The organism is Streptomyces sp. NPDC107654 (assembly GCF_055639035.1).
Window position 1 is genome coordinate 65,112 of sequence record NZ_JBVKBI010000019.1, and the last position, 16,933, is coordinate 82,044.

Annotated in this window: 14 protein-coding genes and 2 pseudogenes; 8 read left to right on the forward strand and 8 right to left on the reverse strand. The window is 73.1% G+C overall.

The features are described 5' to 3' along the window. Positions 1–8 precede the first annotated feature (8 nt). The 4 genes and pseudogenes from ACZ7N4_RS28255 to ACZ7N4_RS28270 all read right to left on the reverse strand — a co-directional run bounded on the left by ACZ7N4_RS28255 (position 9) and on the right by ACZ7N4_RS28270 (position 5,043). Entirely contained in the window at positions 9–1,400 is a 1,392-nt protein-coding gene (locus tag ACZ7N4_RS28255) for an ABC transporter permease (RefSeq protein ID WP_471363088.1), read from the reverse strand. 188 nt (positions 1,401–1,588) lie between these two features. Next, positions 1,589–2,521 (reverse strand): annotated as a pseudogene (locus tag ACZ7N4_RS28260) (ABC transporter ATP-binding protein); the annotation flags it as partial. Between the two features lie 395 nt (positions 2,522–2,916). Next, entirely contained in the window at positions 2,917–3,552 is a 636-nt protein-coding gene (locus tag ACZ7N4_RS28265) for a response regulator (RefSeq protein ID WP_471363090.1), read from the reverse strand. Between the two features lie 126 nt (positions 3,553–3,678). Next, a complete protein-coding gene (locus tag ACZ7N4_RS28270; protein ID WP_471363093.1) occupies positions 3,679–5,043 on the reverse strand; it encodes a sensor histidine kinase in 1,365 nt (454 codons plus the stop codon). Between the two features lie 264 nt (positions 5,044–5,307). Here ACZ7N4_RS28270 and ACZ7N4_RS28275 point away from each other — a divergent pair, with 264 nt between their 5' ends. From ACZ7N4_RS28275 to ACZ7N4_RS28295, 5 genes are all read left to right on the forward strand, one after another. Continuing rightward, a complete protein-coding gene (locus ACZ7N4_RS28275; RefSeq protein WP_471363303.1) occupies positions 5,308–6,405 on the forward strand; it encodes an ABC transporter permease in 1,098 nt (365 codons plus the stop codon). After that, positions 6,402–7,085, forward strand: coding sequence for an ABC transporter ATP-binding protein (locus tag ACZ7N4_RS28280; RefSeq protein WP_471363096.1), 684 nt, complete (start codon positions 6,402–6,404; stop codon positions 7,083–7,085). Before ACZ7N4_RS28275 ends, ACZ7N4_RS28280 begins: the two co-directional genes overlap by 4 nt. A gap of 258 nt (positions 7,086–7,343) precedes the next feature. Continuing rightward, positions 7,344–8,225, forward strand: a complete 882-nt coding sequence (locus ACZ7N4_RS28285) for a helix-turn-helix domain-containing protein (protein ID WP_471363099.1) — start codon at positions 7,344–7,346, stop codon at positions 8,223–8,225. Between the two features lie 269 nt (positions 8,226–8,494). Then, positions 8,495–9,259, forward strand: coding sequence for an SDR family oxidoreductase (locus ACZ7N4_RS28290; protein ID WP_471363102.1), 765 nt, complete (start codon positions 8,495–8,497; stop codon positions 9,257–9,259). Between the two features lie 130 nt (positions 9,260–9,389). Next, positions 9,390–9,716: a hypothetical protein gene (locus ACZ7N4_RS28295; protein WP_471363105.1), complete on the forward strand. Its 327-nt coding sequence runs from the start codon at positions 9,390–9,392 to the stop codon at positions 9,714–9,716. Between the two features lie 197 nt (positions 9,717–9,913). Here the strand turns inward: ACZ7N4_RS28295 and ACZ7N4_RS28300 are convergent, their stop codons facing one another. Together ACZ7N4_RS28300 and ACZ7N4_RS28305 are read right to left on the reverse strand one after the other, a co-directional pair. After that, entirely contained in the window at positions 9,914–10,960 is a 1,047-nt protein-coding gene (locus tag ACZ7N4_RS28300; protein WP_471363106.1) for a beta-ketoacyl-[acyl-carrier-protein] synthase family protein, read from the reverse strand. A gap of 116 nt (positions 10,961–11,076) precedes the next feature. After that, positions 11,077–11,967 (reverse strand): MmyB family transcriptional regulator, encoded by an 891-nt coding sequence (locus tag ACZ7N4_RS28305; protein ID WP_471363109.1) that lies wholly within the window; start codon positions 11,965–11,967, stop codon positions 11,077–11,079. A gap of 448 nt (positions 11,968–12,415) precedes the next feature. Here ACZ7N4_RS28305 and ACZ7N4_RS28310 point away from each other — a divergent pair. Beyond that, a pseudogene (locus ACZ7N4_RS28310) lies at positions 12,416–12,625 on the forward strand (DUF1330 domain-containing protein); the annotation flags it as partial. 189 nt (positions 12,626–12,814) lie between these two features. Further along, positions 12,815–13,567, forward strand: coding sequence for a hypothetical protein (locus ACZ7N4_RS28315; RefSeq protein ID WP_471363112.1), 753 nt, complete (start codon positions 12,815–12,817; stop codon positions 13,565–13,567). A 399-nt stretch (positions 13,568–13,966) separates the two neighbouring features. On the opposite strand, the gene ACZ7N4_RS28320 is transcribed toward ACZ7N4_RS28315, so the two are convergent. Beyond that, positions 13,967–15,196 carry a cytochrome P450 family protein gene (locus ACZ7N4_RS28320; protein ID WP_471363114.1) on the reverse strand — a complete coding sequence of 410 codons (1,230 nt, stop codon included), beginning with the start codon at positions 15,194–15,196 and terminating at the stop codon, positions 13,967–13,969. A gap of 161 nt (positions 15,197–15,357) precedes the next feature. Further along, positions 15,358–15,723 (reverse strand): hypothetical protein, encoded by a 366-nt coding sequence (locus tag ACZ7N4_RS28325; protein WP_471363117.1) that lies wholly within the window; start codon positions 15,721–15,723, stop codon positions 15,358–15,360. 214 nt (positions 15,724–15,937) lie between these two features. Here ACZ7N4_RS28325 and ACZ7N4_RS28330 point away from each other — a divergent pair, with 214 nt between their 5' ends. Continuing rightward, the gene (locus ACZ7N4_RS28330) at positions 15,938–16,915 is read left to right on the forward strand and encodes an AraC-like ligand-binding domain-containing protein (RefSeq protein WP_471363119.1); all 978 of its coding nucleotides are present in this window, start codon (positions 15,938–15,940) and stop codon (positions 16,913–16,915) included. Positions 16,916–16,933: the final 18 nt, after the last annotated feature.

Genomic DNA, 16,933 nt, shown 5'->3' on the forward strand with positions numbered 1-16,933 from the left:
GTTTGGGTCTACTTTGTTCTGGGGGTCTTCTGGGTTCTGGGGGTCTTCGGCGAGGTGGCGAGCAGTTCGACGTTGCCGTCGAACTGCCACAGCGGGTTGGGTGCGTCTCCTGTCGGAGTCCGCACCAGGAAGTAGCCGTTCACTTCCTTCGGCCCGTCGCCGTCGGCGACGAACCGGCCGTCGGCCGTGATGTCGAGCTGGTAGACGGCCGAGCCGGTGGCGGTGACGCCGGGCAGGTGCCAGGAGACGACGCACCGCCAGTCGTTGCCCGGGCCCCGGGCGCCGTCCTGGACGCCGGCCTTGGCGCAGGCCGCCGTGGTCCGCAACTGCGCCTCCGTGACGGCGGGCCGGTGGAGCTGCGCGGTCTGCATGCGGTACAGGTGGGCGAACCCCGTGGCGAGCGAGCGCTCGACATCGGTCTGTTCGATCCCGGAGCCGGTGGCCGTGGTCGTCGCCGCCAGGACCGCGACGGTCATCCCGAGGACTCCCGCGAGGGGCAGGGCGCCCGTGGTGAGCGCGCGGCGCACTGATCCGTCGTCGGTGGGGTTGGTGAAGTCGCGCCGTAGGAAGAGGAAGTGGGCCAGCGCTGTCGCGGTCACCGCCCACACGAGGCTGACGGCGATGCCGATGAGGAGCGGGGTGCGCTGCGCCGGGCTGGTGAACAGCCCGTTCCAGACTACGAAGGCGTCACCGGGCAGGGCGAGGCGTACGGCGACGGGGAGCGGCAGCATCTGGGCGAGCTGCATCGCCAGCGCGACGAACGCGGGCAGCAGCAGACCCATCGGTGACCGCCCGAACGCGACCGATCCCAGGAGCCCGATGCCGGCGAGGGCCACGGTCGGGGCGAGTACGCAGAGCCAGGCGAGGAGGACCCTGCCGGCGGCGTCCCCCGGCGCGAGGAGACGGCCGTCGAGGCCGACCAGCGGCTGGTCGCCGACGGCCACCAGTCCGCCGACCGTGCTGGAGACGGCCAGCCCGGCCACGAGCAGCAGGATGACGGTGAAGCTGGCCAGAGCCTTCGCCGCGAAGACACGCCGGGGCGAGCGGACGGCGACGAGCAGGTGGCGCCAGGTGCCGAGCCGGTCCTCGGCGGCGAACACGTCGCCGGCGACGACGGAGGTGAGCAGCGGGAGCGCCCAGGTGCCGGCGAAACCGAGCGTCACCAGTGGACCCGCCCACCCGGTGGCGTGCATCCAGCGGCCGAACAGGGTGTCCGTGGGCAGGGTGCTCTGCTCGCTCACACCGGCCACGAAGAGCGCCGGCGCGATCCAGCAGGCGAGGACCAGCAGGCGGATCCGCCATTGCGAGACGAGTTTGACGACTTCGAAGCGATAGCCCCGGGCAACCGAGGTACGGCCTGGTACGGCGGTGAGCGCGGGGGTCGTAGAGGTCGCGGTCATCGCCCTGCCCCCTGCCGCGGACCGGCGGTGCCGTGCTGTCCGACCGTCTGCCCGCCCTCGTGCCCGGCCGCCTGCCCGGTCTCGTGCCCGCCTTGGTGCCCGGTCGTCTGCCCGTCCTCGTGCCCGGCTCGACGACCGGTCTCCTGGTCGCCCTCCTGTCCGCCCTCCTGTCCGCCCTTCTGCCCGTCGGCCGCCGGCTGCGAGGTCAGGGCGAGGAACGCCGCCTCCAGCGGGGAGACGACCGGGGCGAGTTCGCGCAGCGCGATACCCGCGTGGACGAGCCGCACCACCAGGTCGTCCAGAGCGGGCACCAGCGCGCGCACCACGAGCACCTCGCGGCCCCGACGTCCGGCGGTGTCGTCGGTCAGGCGGATCCCCGGGGCGTCGAGGGCGAGCCGGCGGACGCGCTCCGGGTCGGACGTGACCAGCCGGTAGTCGAGTTCACGGCTCTCGGCGGCCAGTGTGTCCAGCGGCCCGGAGAAGACGACCCGCCCGGTGGCGAGGAGGGTGACCTCGGAGCACAGGGCCTCCAGGTCGTCCATGCGGTGACTCGACAACACGACGCCCGTCCCCTCGTGCGCGAGCCGGGTGAGAACGCCGTGGACGTGCTTCTTGCCGGCGGGATCCAGGCCGTTGGAGGGCTCGTCGAGGACGAGCAGCCGTGGCCGGGTGAGGAGGGCCGCGGCGAGACCGAGGCGTTGGCGCATGCCCAGCGAGAAGCCGCGGGTGCGGTCGTCGGCGACGTCCGTGAGCCCGACCTGGTCCAGTGCGTCGTCGATCCGCGCCGACCGCGTGTGGTCACCGCGCAGAGCGGCGAGCGCGGCGAGGTTCTGGCGGGCGGTGAGCGAGGGGTACAGCCCCGGCCCGTCCACGAACCCGGAGACACCATCCGGGGCCTCGAACGCCCGGCCCACCGGAGTGCCGAGAATCTCCAACCGGCCGCTGTCGGCCGCGGCCAGGCCGAGCAGCAGGCCGAGCAACGTCGTCTTGCCGGCGCCGTTCGGCCCGACCAGGCCGTGGACCCGTCCCCGCGCCACCTCCAGGTCCACGCCGTCGAGGGCGACGACATCACCGAAGCACTTGGTGATCCCGCGAGCCCGGATCGCGAGCTGTGAGTCCATGAGCCCCTTCTTTCGGAACGCCTCATGGACCCTAGGAAGCACACACGACACCGACAGGAGGGGGCAGTTGAACGCTCAGGGAACGGAAACCCAAACCGTGGTCAATTTCCCGACCCGGTGTCGGCAGACGTCCGCCGGACGGTGCGGAAGTCGTCCGGCGGACGTGGGGCGCGATTCGGTGCCGCGTTCCGCGCCCACCTCGGAGGCCTGGCCCGGTCCACGCCGGTCGGGTCCGGCGTTCGCCCCGCGGCACTCTTCGGATTCGCGCACGCGCGCGCCGTCCGCCCGGTGGAACCGGCGCACCGCGCGCTGGACTTCCCCGGCCGGCTTCCATTGCCGTTCGCGGCGCTCTCCGGACCGGCGCCCCCCGAGTCCCCGCCTGCCGAGGTTCCCGGTCAGCGGCGGATGAGGCCGAGCTGGGCGGCGGTGGCGACGGCGGCGGTGCGGGAGTCGACGGCGAGCTTGGTGTAGATCCGGGCCAGGTGGGACTTGACCGTTCCCTCGGTGAGGTGGAGGCGGCGGCCGATGGCCTGGTTGGACAGGCCCTCGGCGACCAGGGTGAGGACTTCGGTCTCACGCCGGGTGAGGGCGGTGCCCGGTGTGCGCAACCGGTTCAGGAGGCGCTCGGCGACGGCCGGGGCCAGGGTGGTGCGTCCGACGGCGGCGGTGCGCACGGCGGCGGCCAGGTCCTCGGGAGGGGCGTCCTTGAGGAGGTAGCCGGTGGCGCCGGCCTCGATGGCGGGCAGGGTGTCGGCATCGGAGTCGTACGTCGTGACGATCAGCACGCGCGGGGCGCCCGGACGGGCGGTGATCCTGGCGGTGGCCTCGGCGCCGTTCATGCCCTTGCCGAACTGCAGGTCCATGAGTACGACGTCGATGTCGCCCCCGGCGGCGCGGTCGACGGCCTGCTCGGCGGTGGCGGCCTCGGCGACCACCTCCAGGCCGGGTTCCGTCTCCAGCACGGCGCGGAGCCCGGCACGGACCACGGGGTGGTCGTCGGCCAGGAGGAGACGGATGGGAATGTCGGTCACGGGAGGCCCTTGGGGTCGGTGGGGCTTGGGACGCGGGGTCGGGGGGCGGCCTCGGTCGCGGGTGGGACATGGGGTCGGAGGGCGGCTTGCGTCACGGGCGAGGCGCCGGATCGTCGGCGGCTTGCGTCACGGGCGAGGCGCCGGATCGTCGGCGGCTTCCCTCACGGGCGAGGCGCCGGATCGTCGGCGGCCGCGTTCACGAGCGGACGCCGGACGCGGTCTCGGATTCGGTCGGGGACGGGCCTCGGATGCGCTCACGGGTCTGGTCTCCGGTCCGGTCCCGGTTCCGGTCGCGCCGGGCGGGGTCAGGGGCAGCCGGGCGAACAGGGCGGTGCCGTGGCCGGGGGCGGACGCGAGGGTCAGGGTTCCGCCGAGCGCGTGCACACGGGTGCGCATGGCGGCGAGGCCGAAGCCTCCGCTCTCGGGGCCGGGAGCGGGCAGTCCGCCGGGGTCGAAGCCGGTGCCGTCGTCGACGATGTCGAGGGCGACCTGGTCGCCGAGGTAGCCGAGGGTGATCTCGGTGGTGGTGGCGTCGGCGTGGCGGACGGTGTTCGCGACGGCGGACTGGGCGACGCGCAGCAGGGCGACCTCGTGCTCGGTCGGGAGCGGGACCGGGGCGCCGGTGAGGTGGAAGCGTGCGGTGAGCCGGTGGCGGGTGCCGGTGGTGGCGCAGAGGCGTTCCAGGGCGCCGGCCAGGGTGGTGCCGTCCAGGGCGGGCGGGGTGAGGGCGGCGACGAAGCGGCGGGCCTCGGCGAGATTGTCCACGGCGGCCTGACGAGCCGCCTCCACATGGCGGGCGGCGGCGTCGGTCCGGTCGGGAAGGGCGCGTTCGGCGGCGCGCAGCAGCAGCTGGATGCTGGACAGGCCCTGGGCGAGGGTGTCGTGGATCTCCCGGGCCAGACGTTCGCGTTCGGCCAGGACGCCGGCCGTGTGCTGGGCCTCCGCCAGGTCGGCGCGCGTGGCGGTCAGCTCCTGGATCAGGCGCCTGCGCTGCTCGCTCTCCCGGTACAGGGCGTCGTACCCCCGCACCACCGCGACGGCGACGGCGGCCCCCAGCGCCGGGCCGATGGCCATGGCCGGGCTGAAGGAGCCCTGGTGGGCGGCGAAGGCGACGATCGCGGCCAGCGCGGTCACGGCGACGGCGGGCAGGGCGGCGCGGCGGGACAGCAGGTGGAGCTGGAGGAAGTACAGCGGGAAGGCGGCCCAGACCCCGTCGGCGGTCAGCGCCAGCAGCACGAGCCACACGGCGCCCACGGCGGCCAGCCACCAGGCGGCGGCCCGCCGGGAGCCGCGGATCCGGGGCAGCAGCGGCCCGGCCGCGTACACCAGCCCGCACACCGCCGCGACGGCGACGATCAGTGCCGCGTACGACCGCCCGTCCGCCACGGCCCGGACACCGGCCAGGACGAGCAGACCGACGGTCAGCAGATGCAGGCACCAGGCCAGGGCACGGGTGGTGGGGGTCGGGGCGGGAGCGGTGGTGGTGTTCACAGTCCCTCCAGCCTAAGGAAGCGGACCCGGTGGTGCCTCTATCGAAAGATGGAGCCCGCGGATCACCTTCCGACGTGAGAACTGCCGTCCGTCGCCGGATGCCGGCGCAGGGGGTGGACGGCGAGAGTGGATGCGCTCCGCGTCCACAGCGGCCTCATTCCGCTGGACGCAGGGCGGCGCATCCCGCGGCACCGCTGGGGAGCGCGTTCCGCCGGACCGCTGGACAGCGTTCCGCCCCACCGCCGGAAAGGACTGGCCGAGGCCGTGTTCGTCGCCTGGAGAGACCTGAAGTTCGCCAAGGGGCGGTTCGCCCTGATGGGAACCGTCATCGTGCTGATCACCCTGCTGGTCGGGCTGCTGTCCGGGCTGACCGCCGGGCTGGGCCGGCAGAACATCTCCGCGATCACCGGCCTGCCCGCCGACCGGATCGCCTTCGACGCGCCCGGTGAGGGGCAGGAGTTGTCGTACGGCGACTCCACCGTCACCGAGGAGCAGTGGCAGCGGTGGGCCCGTACCCCCGGTGTCACCGCTGCCGAGCCGCTGGGCATCACGACGACCCGGGCCACCGCGGGGGCCCGCAGCGCCGGGGTCTCCGCCTTCGGGGTCGAACCCGGCTCCCGGCTCGCCCCGGACAGCGGCCGGATCACGGAGCGCGCGGCGGTGCTGTCCGTCCCCGCCGCCGACGCCCTCGGTCTCAGGCCGGGTGACGTCTTCACCCTGGCCGGGCGGCGGCTGAGGGTGGCCGCCGTCCAGGGCGACGCCTCCTTCAGCCACACCCCGGTCGTCTGGACCAGCCTGGAGGTCTGGCGGAGGACGGCGCCCCCCAGCGGCGACAGCGGGGGGCCGACCGCGACGACCGCGACCGTGATCGCTCTGAACACCACCTCCGCCGCCGACGTGCCGGCCGCCGACCGGGCCGCGGGCACCGAGACGGTCTCCAGGGAGGACTCGCTGTCCGCCATCGGCTCCTACGCCTCCGAGAACGGGTCCCTGCAGCTCATGCGCGGTCTGCTGTTCGTCATCTCCGCCCTGGTCATCGGCGCCTTCTTCACCGTCTGGACCGTCCAGCGCGGCAGCGACATCGCCGTCCTGAAGGCCCTCGGCGCCTCCACCGCGCACCTGCTGAGGGACGCCCTCGGGCAGGCGGTCGTCCTGCTCACCGGCGGCACCCTGCTCGGCACCGCCGTCGCCGCCGCCCTCGGCGCCGTCGTCGCCGGCTCTGCGGTGCCCTTCGCGCTGACGCCCGCGACCGTCCTCGTACCGGCCGCGGTGACGATCGTGCTCGGCGCGGTCGGGGCCGCCCTGGCCGTGCGCCGCATCACCTCCGTCGACCCGCTGACCGCACTGGGGAGCACCCGATGAGCCTGCAGCTGACCGGCATCACCCTCACCTACCCCGACGGCGAGGACCGCCTGACCGCGCTCGACCACGTCACCCTGGACGTGCCCCGGGGCAGTCTGACCGCCGTCGTCGGGCCGTCCGGCTCCGGCAAGTCCAGCCTGCTGGCCGTCGCCGCGACCCTCGTCGCCCCGGACACGGGCACCGTCACCGTCGACGGGACCACCACCACCGGCATGACCCGCGGCGACCTCACCGACCTGCGCCGCCACAAGATCGGCATCGTCTTCCAGCAGCCCCACCTGCTCCCCTCCCTCACCGCCGCCGAACAGCTCCAGGTCATGGCCCACATCGACGGCCGGTCCCCCGCCAGGGCCCGCGGCCGGGCCATGGACCTGCTCGACGCGGTCGGCCTCGCCGACCTGGCGCACCGTCGCCCTCACCAGCTCTCCGGCGGGCAGCGCCAGCGCGTCAACATCGCCCGCGCCCTGATGAACGACCCCATGGTGCTCCTGGTCGACGAACCGACCAGCGCCCTCGACCACGAACGCGGCGCCGCCGTCATCGACCTCATCGCCCGCCTCACCCGACGACGGGCCACCGCCACCGTGCTGGTCACCCACGACCGCGCCCACCTCGGCGCCGCTGACAGGATCGCCGAGGTCCACGACGGACGACTCCGCCTGCCGGCGGGCACGGGCTGAGACGCTGAGACGCTGAGCAGCGTGCGGTCGCCGGCCCCCGGCACCCGCCACTTGCGCCGGCTCCGGCACCCGCCATTGCGCCGGCCCCGGCGCCCGAGCCCTCGCACCGGAGCCGGCACCGCCACCGGAGCCGGCACCGCCACCGGAGCCGGCACCGCCACTGGAACTGGCACTGGCGCTGGCACTGGCACGGACCCACCGGCCGGGAGCGTCGCGCTCACGCGAGCCGCCGGTGCCCCGGGGCCGGATACTGGTGGGATGAGTGTGTCGCGCATCAAGCCTCACCTGCGGTGTCTGCACGGCAGCGGGACCGACCTCGGCCACGCGGTCGCGGAGCGGGCGCTGGAGCGGGCGGCGGGTGTGTCCGACGTGGCGCCGACACCGGCCGGCCCACCGGTGCACGTCCTCGTCGTGCACACCGGGAGGTCGGCCAACCTGCTCTGGTCGGCGGACGGGACCGCGCGACGCGAGCGGTTCCACGCCGGGGAGGCCTTGGTCAATCCGGCGGGATGGGCGTCCCGGCCCCGGTGGCAGGAGGACGTGGAACTGCTGCTGCTCGGCATCGATCCGGCGTGGCTGGAGAAGCTGGCGGCCGAGAGCGGGGCCAGGGGCAGGGTCGAGCTGGTGCCTCGGTTCCACTTCACCGATCCGCTGCTGAAGATGCTGCTGGAGCGGCTGGTGGCCGAGTACGCCGGCCCCGGCCCGGCGGACACGCTGTACGCGCAGTCGCTGGCGCAGGCCGCCGCCGCGATGATGCTGCGCGTCGCGGGCGAGGGCGGCGCCGTGCCGGTCCGCGAGGGCGGGCTGTCACCGCGTCGGCTGACCGAGGTTGTGGACTTCATGCACGCGAACCTGTCCCGGCGGGTCACGCTGGCGGACCTGGCGGCGGTGGCGGGGGTCAGCGAGTCCCACTTCACCCGAGCCTTCAGGACGTCGACCGGCCAGTCACCGCACCGATACCTGACACAGCGGCGCCTCGACCACGCACGGCGCGAGCTGGTGCGGACCGACAGGCCCATCGCGGAGATCGCGACGGAGGCGGGTTTCGCCGACCAGAGCCATCTGACCCGGATGATGCGGCGCTACGAGGGGGCCACCCCCCGGATGCTGCGGGACGCCGACGGCGGCGGCCGACGCTGAGGGCAGCGGCCGAGCGTAACCGTGGCTGATCGCCGGACCGCTGCCGGGGCAGACGGCCGGCCCGCGACCGCGGCAGACCCCGCGGGCAACGCCCGAGTCGACAGCGGGGGGCGGGTGGCCGTGTTCGACGTCGTGAGCGGTTCGTTCCAGCGGCGATCGGATCGTTCAAGATCTACGGCCCCTGCCGCGGCGAAGCTGCTGGACGTGTCACGGCCCGGGTGTCCGCCCAGGCCGTGTCCTCCCCGTTCGGCACACCGTAGGAGGCTGTCATGGTCAACACCCCGGACAAGACTCTCGCAGGCAAGGTCGCCTTCGTGGGCGGCGCGTCCCGCAACCTCGGCGGGCTGATCAGCACCACCCTCGGTGCGGAAGGCGCGCGGGTCGCGGTGCATTACAACAGCGACTCCTCCCGGGCCAAGGCCGAGGACGTGGTCGCCCAGATCAACGCGGGGGCGGGCGAGGCGTTCGCGGTCCAGGGCGACCTGACCCGGGTGGCAGAGGTGGAGCGGGTCTTCGACGAGGTCGTGAACCGGTTCGGCAGGCTCGACTACAGCATCAACACCGCCGGCATGGTGCTGAAGAAGCCGCTCACGGAGATCACGGAGGAGGAGTACGACCGGATGTTCGCGGTCAATTCCAAGGCCGCGTTCTTCGTGATGCGCGAGGCCGCGCGCCGGATCGAGGACGGCGGGAAGATCATCACGATCGTCACCTCGCTGCTCGCCGCGTACACGGGCCTGTACTCGGCGTACGCGGGCAGCAAGGCACCGGTCGAGCACTTCACCCGGGCTCTGTCGAAGGAGCTGTTCGGCCGGAACATCTCGGTGAACAACATCGCTCCGGGGCCGATGGACACCTCGTTCTTCTACCCCGCCGAAGACGACGAGTCCGTCGCCTACCACAAGTCCTCCGCCATGAACGGCGACCTCACCAAGATCGAGGACATCGTGCCGTGGGTGAGGCACCTGCTGACCGACGGCTGGTGGGCCAACGGCCAGACGCTCTTCCTGAACGGCGGCTACACGACGCGCTGAGCGGCGGCAGTCGCGGGTCCGGCGGGCCGCCCCGGCGCGCCCTTTCCCCAGCTCTCCCCATGTGGAACCGGGGGCCGGTGAAGGCGCCCCTCACTACCGCGAGAACAACGGCTTCCGGATCTCGGGCGACATGTCCGCCGCGAGCGCCGAGGACGCCCAGCGGGAGGCCGGGCGCATCGAACCGGTGCTCAAGCGGCTGTGGCAGCAGGGAGAATGGGACCCGCAGACGGTACGTGCCGCGCTGCTGAGGCTCGGCTACGGCGGAACACTGCGGGTGGAACCGATGGACTCCCGTTACGTGGACGGCCGGGAGGTCCGGCCCGAGGGTGCGCTGGTGGGTCTGCGCGTCCATGACGACGCCTGCGTCACCGCGTTCGTGCAGAAGACCAACTACCAGGTGTCGACCAACGGCCCCTACCCGGAGACGGGTTGCTTCGAACCACCGGCCGGTCACTGAGCACCGGGTCGGTCCCCCGCTTCCGCCAGCCTCACGGCACGCATCGACCAAGGCCGTGGCCGTTCCAGGCGGAGCGGGTGAGAGGCGGCTCGCCCTGCCTGGATCGCCGCTCCGAGACCGGCCCGTGTCCGCCGCGCCGGGTCGGCGCGGAGCTTCCCCAGGACGAGGGGGAGGCCCTGCGCGGCCCGGCCGGCCGGCTAGTTCCGCCAGGTTCCGTGGAGGGCGGAGACGGAGAACCCCGGCCCGTAGGCGACCATCAGCGCGCTCTGGTCGTCGGCCGGGGGCCGGCCGTGGGTGCGTTCGAGGACGCGGAGAACCGAAACGCCGCCGAGGTTGCCCTCCTCGACGAGGGTGTCGAGGGAGTGGCGGACGTCGGTTTCGGTGAGGCCGAGGGCGGTGGCGGTGTCGAGGATGATGGGCTTCGACCCGGGGTGGATGACCGGCACGTCGACGGGGCGGCCGGCGAGCCAGTCGAGGACGGCGGGCATGACGTGTCTGGCTCCGCCGGTGGCCTGCTTCGTACTGTCGAAGTGCAGGCCCGTGCCGTCGATGCGGCCGGCGTACATGGTGAGGCTGTCGGGGAGGGCGTACTCGAAGACCCCGTCGGCGTCGACGGTGAGGCCGGGACCGAGAGGCTCGCTGGAGACGAGGGTGGCGGCTCCGCTGTCACCGAACAACGCCTTGTAGATCATGTGCTCGATCTCGGTGTCGACGTGGTTGTAGGCGGTGGACAGCACTTCCGCGGCGACGACGAGGACCCGGGAGCCGGGGCGGAGGAGGGCCTGCTCCACGGCCCGGACGAGGGCGTGGGCACCGCCGGCGCAGGCGACGGTCGTCAGGGCCGTACGGCGGACGGTGGGCCGTAGGCCGAGCCGGGCGATCAGGTGGATGTCGAGGTTGGGGACGGCCCAGCCGGTGGCGTGGGTGGTGATGAGGCCGGTGATGTCGCCGGGCTGGAGCCCGTGTTGGTGGAGGGCGGCGCGGGCGGCTTGTTCGGCCATGGCGAGGCCGTCCGTGAAGGCGCGGGTGGCGCGTTCGCCGATGCCCGCCGTGCCGTTGACGGTGGGCGTGTCCAGTGGCTGCGTGAAGTAGCGGGTGTCCACGCCGCAGTTGCGAATGACGCGGAGTATCGCACCGAGGCGTGGATGGTCGGGGTGATGGGTCCGAATGTCCTCTGCTATCTCGTCCGTGGTGATTTTGTGCGGGGCGAGGACGGTACTGGGGCGGGCGATATGAGCGGGCATGAGTTCCCCCCTGAAGGCGCTGCGACCTGTTTGGGTCAAGGTACGGCAAAGTTGGCTGGTTCGTTTCCTTCACCGTCCCCGAAATAGTGCTGGCCGTGCACCAAAGAGGGGCAAATTCAGGCGTCCAGGCGGGTTCCCGGTGCCTGCAACATGCGCGGTCGGTTCCCGGCCCGCCGCGGACCCGACCGAAAAACGAGGATCATGCACCGGGATCCGGGCGCCGCGAGCGGCTGCGCCACACACATCGTCACCCAGCCCGGCCCCTCGACCGCGTGGCGGATCGGACGCTCGTCACCGTCGGGGTGGATGGAGGCGCCGCCCTTCTCGTACAGGAGCCGGGCGGCGGGGTCGGCGAGGACCTCCGCCTCGATCTGCCGGAGCACCTTGTCCTCGGGGCGCTGGGCGAGCGCGGCCTGCAACTGCGGCATCACCAGCGGCGCCCACGCCGTGTCCCACTCGATGAGCTGGTCGCGTCCGTCCAGGAGCATCCACCGCATGGTGTTGGCGGGGGCCTGGCCGCTTTCGAACAGGGCGTGGAAGCGGTCGTTGCAGGTGACGAGGTTCCAGGAGGCGTCGGTGACGTACGCGGCGTGCGTGATGCCGGCGACGGCGTCGGCCCAGGCGGCCGGGAGGGCGTGGCCGGAGGTGTCGTAGAGGGGGCCGGGCGGATCCTCGCCCCGGGCGTACCGGCAGAGGCTGATCCACTCCTGCTCGTTCATGTCGTAGAGGCGCGCTACGTCCCGGAGGAGGTCGACCGGGGGATGGGGGTAGTTGCCGGACTCCAGGCGCTGGTACGTGCGGTCGGCGTAGCCGAGGAGTCCGTCCACCTGTCCCTGGGACAGGCCCGGGGCGCGGCGCCCCCGGCCGGTGGGGCGGGAGAGTCCGTGGGATTCGGGGGATATGAGGGCACGGCGGTCTTTGAGAAGTTTTTTCAGTGCGTGGCGGTTCACTGGCGCGTAGTCCCCCGGGGGCTTGTGTTGACTGCCGGTCAGTGTAATTAGTGTCATGCGGTTTTGCTGTAAAAGATTGGCCCTAGATATCCGGTGATTGCGTGCTGCATGCTCGGTGACGCGGGGTCGCCCGGTCGCCTTGTGCGGTCATCAGTGACCTCGCGCACCCCTCGCGGGCGCGCATCGGCAATGCGGAACGCGCCGACTGCTGTCCGCGAGCGGGAGACCGGGGGCGAGCCGGGTTTGCCGTCGGTTTCCGGGGCCGTTTCCCGTGAGCGGGAATCGCGGGTACGGCGCCTGGGAATCCGTCAGCACTCCAGATCTCGCGTCCCGGCGGCCAGGCCACGGCCGGTGCCCCCTCGCCCTACCCCAGGGGCCTCGGCACCGGCCGTCCGGTGCTCCTGCCGGTCGGACCACGGGAGATCAGGCGCGCCGGTACGCGGTACGGGGCGCACGACCACGGCACCTCACCGGAAGACCGTCCCCGTCGTTCACCACGCCGTCGGCGATTCGCCGCACCGGCGGTCGGACCCTCGTCCGTGTCGGTCGGGTCGTGGCGCATGACGCCGGAATCGCCGAGCGCACCGTCCTGGTCGAGTTCGACGGCTTCGAGCAGGCCGTCGCGGCGCGCGAGAGTGCGGCCTGCCAGGAGGCCCTGGCCGCCCTCTCCGACGGCGTCGAGCGCGACTTCCGCATCGTCGAAGGCCTCGACTGACGGAGGTCCAGCCGACTCTTCGCTGAGGCCCTCCCGCCTGCTCCAGCCCAACGGTCACGGCCGACTCACATCCGTGACCGGCGAGGGGCGAGCCGGAGCCCCTCGACCTCGCCCAGCCACCCGGCGAGGGGCGAGCGAAGTACGCCTGGGAGGATGGCCGTGCCCTGGACACGGGCGAGGAGGGGATCGATGGCAGACGTCCACGGAGAGCCGGTGGCCGCATCAGGCCCCCTCCCCCACCCCCTGCGGACGCGCGCTCTCGCGAGGGAGTCCGGCCGCGTCCGGGAGTTCCTCGACGCAGGGGCGTGGCGCCTTTCCCCGGCGGACACCCACGCCATGGGGGCCGCCCTGGCTCGACTGGACGCTCCCCTCCCCACCCGGCGGGGCCCGGCGGAGAAGATCCGGGCGACGGACCGGGACAGGCGGCTGCAACGCGTTCTGCGGACCACCGTCCACCACCTCGACGCCGGTGCCGTCAGCCCGTCCGCCGCCGCCCTTCTGGCCGCCGTCGCCCGCGCCCTGCTGCCCTGGCACGCCGCCCCCGATCCACCGAAGGCGGCCGCGGCCCCGAGGTACGCAGCCGTGCCGGGTACGGCGAACGGCGCGGCGCCACCGACGGCGGCGGGCGAAGCACTGCTCCCCGAGCTGACCGCGCTGTTCACCGCGCTAGCCGCGACGAGCGCGCCCGGCACCGTCCCGCTCACACCGCCGGTCGAGCCCTGGCAGGTCCGGCACACGGGGAGGTTCCGCCACTACAGCAGGCCCGGGCCGGGGGTGTGGGCGGCGAAAACCGTCGCCTGTCCCGGATGTGGAGGCGAGGACGGGCCGTGGACGGTGACCTGCGACTGGCGTCGGGCCGCGCTGGGGTGTCCCTGCGGAGCGGTGAACCGCGAACACGGCCTCGCCCTCTCCGAGATCTGGCTCGTGCTGCCGGAGGCCTGACCACCGGCATCGGCGACCGGGACGGGTGAGGCGCGGGCCACTCACCAACACCCACGACCGGAACGGACAAGAGGCGGGCCACTCACCAACACCCACGACCGGAACGGGTAAGAGGCAGGCCACTCACCAGCCCCCACTACCGGAACGGACAAGGGCGCAGGCGGCGCGGAGCCGCGTCGCGCCCGTTCCGGTAGCACGGTCGGCGGCACTCCGGCCCGGCCCACGTCGACGCCCGGACGGACGCCCGGAGCTCGCCGCCGGGTTCGCCTCCGCCGGCCGGACGACTCTCGGCGTCCTGCGTCCGGGCCCGCACGCGGCGGGCCGCCGTGTTCCCGAGGACGTCACCGTGGAGGCGGCGGACCGCGCGGACCGGCACCGCGACTGCGGGTCCTCCCCGGTTCAGTCCGCCCGGCCGCCGGGGGTGAACGTGACGGGTAGCCGGGCCGGGCCGCGGAGGCCGCCGGGCCGCCAGTCCAGTTCCGCCGGGGGCACGGACAGCGCGAGGTCCGGGAGGCGACGCAGCACCGTTCCGATGGCGATCCGGCCTTCGAGCCGGGCGAGCGGCGCGCCCAGGCAGTAGTGGATGCCGTGTCCGAAGGCCAGGTGGGCGTTGTCCCGCCGGGTGATGTCCAGCCGGTCGGGGTCGGGGAACCGGGCCGGGTCGCGGTCGGCGATGGCGGACGCGATGAGCACGGTCGCGCCGCGCGGGACGGTCACGCCCGCGATGTCGACGTCCTCTCGGGCGAACCGGGCGATGCCCGGGCTGACCGGGCCGTCGTAGCGGAGGAACTCCTCGATCGCGTCGGGCAGCAGGTCCGGGTGCTCGCGCAGGAGGGTCAGCTGGTCGGGGTGGGCGAGCAGCGCGGCGATGCCGCCGCCGATCAGGTTGACCGTCGTGACGTATCCGGCCACCAGCAGCAGGAAGGTCATCGCGATCAGCTCGTCGTGGTTCAGTCGCTGCTCCTCGTCGTGGGCGGTGATCAGCGCGCTGAGGAGATCGCCTCCGGGGTGGGCGCGCTTGGCGTCGAGGTGCGCGGTCACATAGGCGTGCATCCGCTGCCAGGCCTCGTCGACGGCGGCCGGGTCGGGCAGTTCCTCCCCGCGTACGAGCATGGCGTCGGTCCATCGCTGGAAGTCGTGCCGGTCGTCCACGGGCACGCCGAGCAGCTCGCAGATCACGGTGACCGGCAGCGGCAGCGCGAAGTCCGCCACCAGGTCGGCCCGGCCGGCCGGGACCACCGCGTCGAGGAGCCGGTCGGTGATCTCCCGGACGCGGGGCTCCAGCTCGGCGACCCGGCGTGCGGTGAACGCCTTGGAGACCAGGCGGCGCAGCCGGGTGTGGTCGGGCGGGTCGGAGCGGAGCATGTTGCTCATCATCGACTCGCGCTCGAACCGGGGCAGCTGCTGGACGAGCCGTGGGTCCGAGGCGTCGCGGACATCGCTGCTCAGCCGCGGGTCGGACAGGGCGGCGAGGCCGTCCTCGTAGCGGGTGACCAGCCACGCGTCCAGGCCTCCGGCGAGCACCGCGCGCCGCACCGGGCCGTCCTCCCGCAGCCGCCGGTAGAGCGGGAAGGGATCGGCCACGAAGGCCGGGTCGGCGTAGGGGAGAAGGACTGGCGGCCGGCTCATCATGCCTCCCGTGCGGGCACCGAGCGCACGTGCCCCGTCGGCTGGTGTCTCGCATGCCCCTTTTGCTGGTTTCCAAGGGTGATGTTCCCAGTTTGCCGGGAGCCGCAGTCCTTCTCACCCGTCCACGCGGCCGGGGCCCGCCTAGGGCCCCGGCCAGGGGGTCAGCAGGCGTCCACGTACCAGACCGGTCCCCAGTCGCCGCTCGCGTCCGACGAGGGTGCGCCCGGAGTGGTGTAGATGAGCCTCTTGTTCTTGTCGTACATCCGGGCCCTCGTGCCGGCCGACTGGTTGTTGTACCAGGAACCGCCGCTGTTCAGGCCGTCGGGGATCTCCTGGAGGTAGCAGTCCTTGAACCGGAAGGCCAGGTCCTTGAAGTTCGCCTGCTTGTAGCCGCAGAAGTAGTACTTCGGGCAGTCGGACGGGGCCGCCGTCACCCGCGGCTGCGCGGAGGCGGTGGGGGCGAGCATGCCGGCCAGGCCGAGCGCCGCGGCGGCCGCGGCCAGACCGACCTTCTGTGACGTCCGCACGAAAGATCCTCCTGTCTCGGGGAAGCACCGCCCGCAGACCGGCGGTGCGATCCGAGCCTGCCCGCTCGCCGCCCCCGGTGTCGTGAGCACACGGCGCACAGTGCTTGGCACGGAGCGCACACGGCGATTGACGCGGAACCGTCTTCCGGTGGGCGCAGCGAGCGGCCGAGAGTGCTGGAAGACCACCGGCCATGCGACACCACGGGGAAACGTCATGATGACCGTCCTGGACACCTCCTGCCTGCCGCCCGCCGAGAGGACGGCCGCCTGGGCGGAAGTCACCGCCGAAGCCCTGGTGACCACCCGTATGAGGTTTCCCGACCCCGCGAACTTCGGCGCGCGGATCAGTGCCATGGCGCTGGGGCCGGTGCAGCTGTCGGCGATCTCGTACGCGCGGCTGGTCTGCTACCGCTCTCCGCGGCTGATCCGCGCGTCGGACCCCGAGCTGTACCAGATCGGCGTGATCACCTCCGGCCGGCAGAGCATCGAGCAGGCGCGGCACGACACCGTCGTGGAGCCCGGTGAGATCGTCCTGTACGACAGCTCCCGGCCGTTCGAGGCATCGGCCTGCGGTCCGGGCTGCTGCGGTTCCCTGGTCCTGCAGTTCCCCCGGAGCCTGCTGCCATTACCCGACCATCTGGTCGCTCCGCTGTGCGGAACGGCCCTCGGCACGGCCGACGGCGTGGGGCACGTCCTTCGCGAGACCCTGGTCAGCCTGGCGCGGGCGGACACCGACCTCACCCCGCTGGACCGGCAACGGCTGGGCGCGACCGTCGTCGACCTCGCCGCGGCGGTCATCGCGCGGTGCGTCGACCGTACGTCCGCGCTGCCTCCGGAAAGCCGTACGGCGACGTTGTTCCGGCAGGTCAGGGCGTTCGTCACGGAGCATCTGCACGACCCCGGGCTGGGTCCGGCCACGGTGGCGGCGGCACACAGCATCTCCGCGCGCTACCTGCACCGGGTCTGCCAGGCGCACGGGACGACCGTGAGGAGCCTCGTCCGGCAGGAGCGGGTCGCGCGGTGCCGGCGGGACCTCGCGGACCCGCTGCTCCACGCGACCCCCGTCAGCGCGATCGGTGCCCGCTGGGGGTACCCGAGGGCCTCCGACTTCACGCGCGCCTTCCGTACGGCGACCGGGATGACACCGACCGCCTACCGGAACCTGTGGCGGGGCGCGGACGCCGCGGGGTGAGCGGGCGCGGCCGGCGAC

Coding starts and splice junctions, on each gene's coding strand:
- ACZ7N4_RS28285 (WP_471363099.1), top strand. CDS start 7,344: ATGAGTGTGTCGCGCATCAAGCCTCACCTGCGGTGTCTGCACGGCAGC.
- ACZ7N4_RS28305 (WP_471363109.1), bottom strand. CDS start 11,967: ATGACACTAATTACACTGACCGGCAGTCAACACAAGCCCCCGGGGGAC.
- ACZ7N4_RS28295 (WP_471363105.1), top strand. CDS start 9,390: ATGTCCGCCGCGAGCGCCGAGGACGCCCAGCGGGAGGCCGGGCGCATC.
- ACZ7N4_RS28300 (WP_471363106.1), bottom strand. CDS start 10,960: ATGCCCGCTCATATCGCCCGCCCCAGTACCGTCCTCGCCCCGCACAAA.
- ACZ7N4_RS28315 (WP_471363112.1), top strand. CDS start 12,815: ATGGCAGACGTCCACGGAGAGCCGGTGGCCGCATCAGGCCCCCTCCCC.
- ACZ7N4_RS28255 (WP_471363088.1), bottom strand. CDS start 1,400: ATGACCGCGACCTCTACGACCCCCGCGCTCACCGCCGTACCAGGCCGT.
- ACZ7N4_RS28330 (WP_471363119.1), top strand. CDS start 15,938: ATGATGACCGTCCTGGACACCTCCTGCCTGCCGCCCGCCGAGAGGACG.
- ACZ7N4_RS28280 (WP_471363096.1), top strand. CDS start 6,402: ATGAGCCTGCAGCTGACCGGCATCACCCTCACCTACCCCGACGGCGAG.
- ACZ7N4_RS28290 (WP_471363102.1), top strand. CDS start 8,495: ATGGTCAACACCCCGGACAAGACTCTCGCAGGCAAGGTCGCCTTCGTG.
- ACZ7N4_RS28320 (WP_471363114.1), bottom strand. CDS start 15,196: ATGAGCCGGCCGCCAGTCCTTCTCCCCTACGCCGACCCGGCCTTCGTG.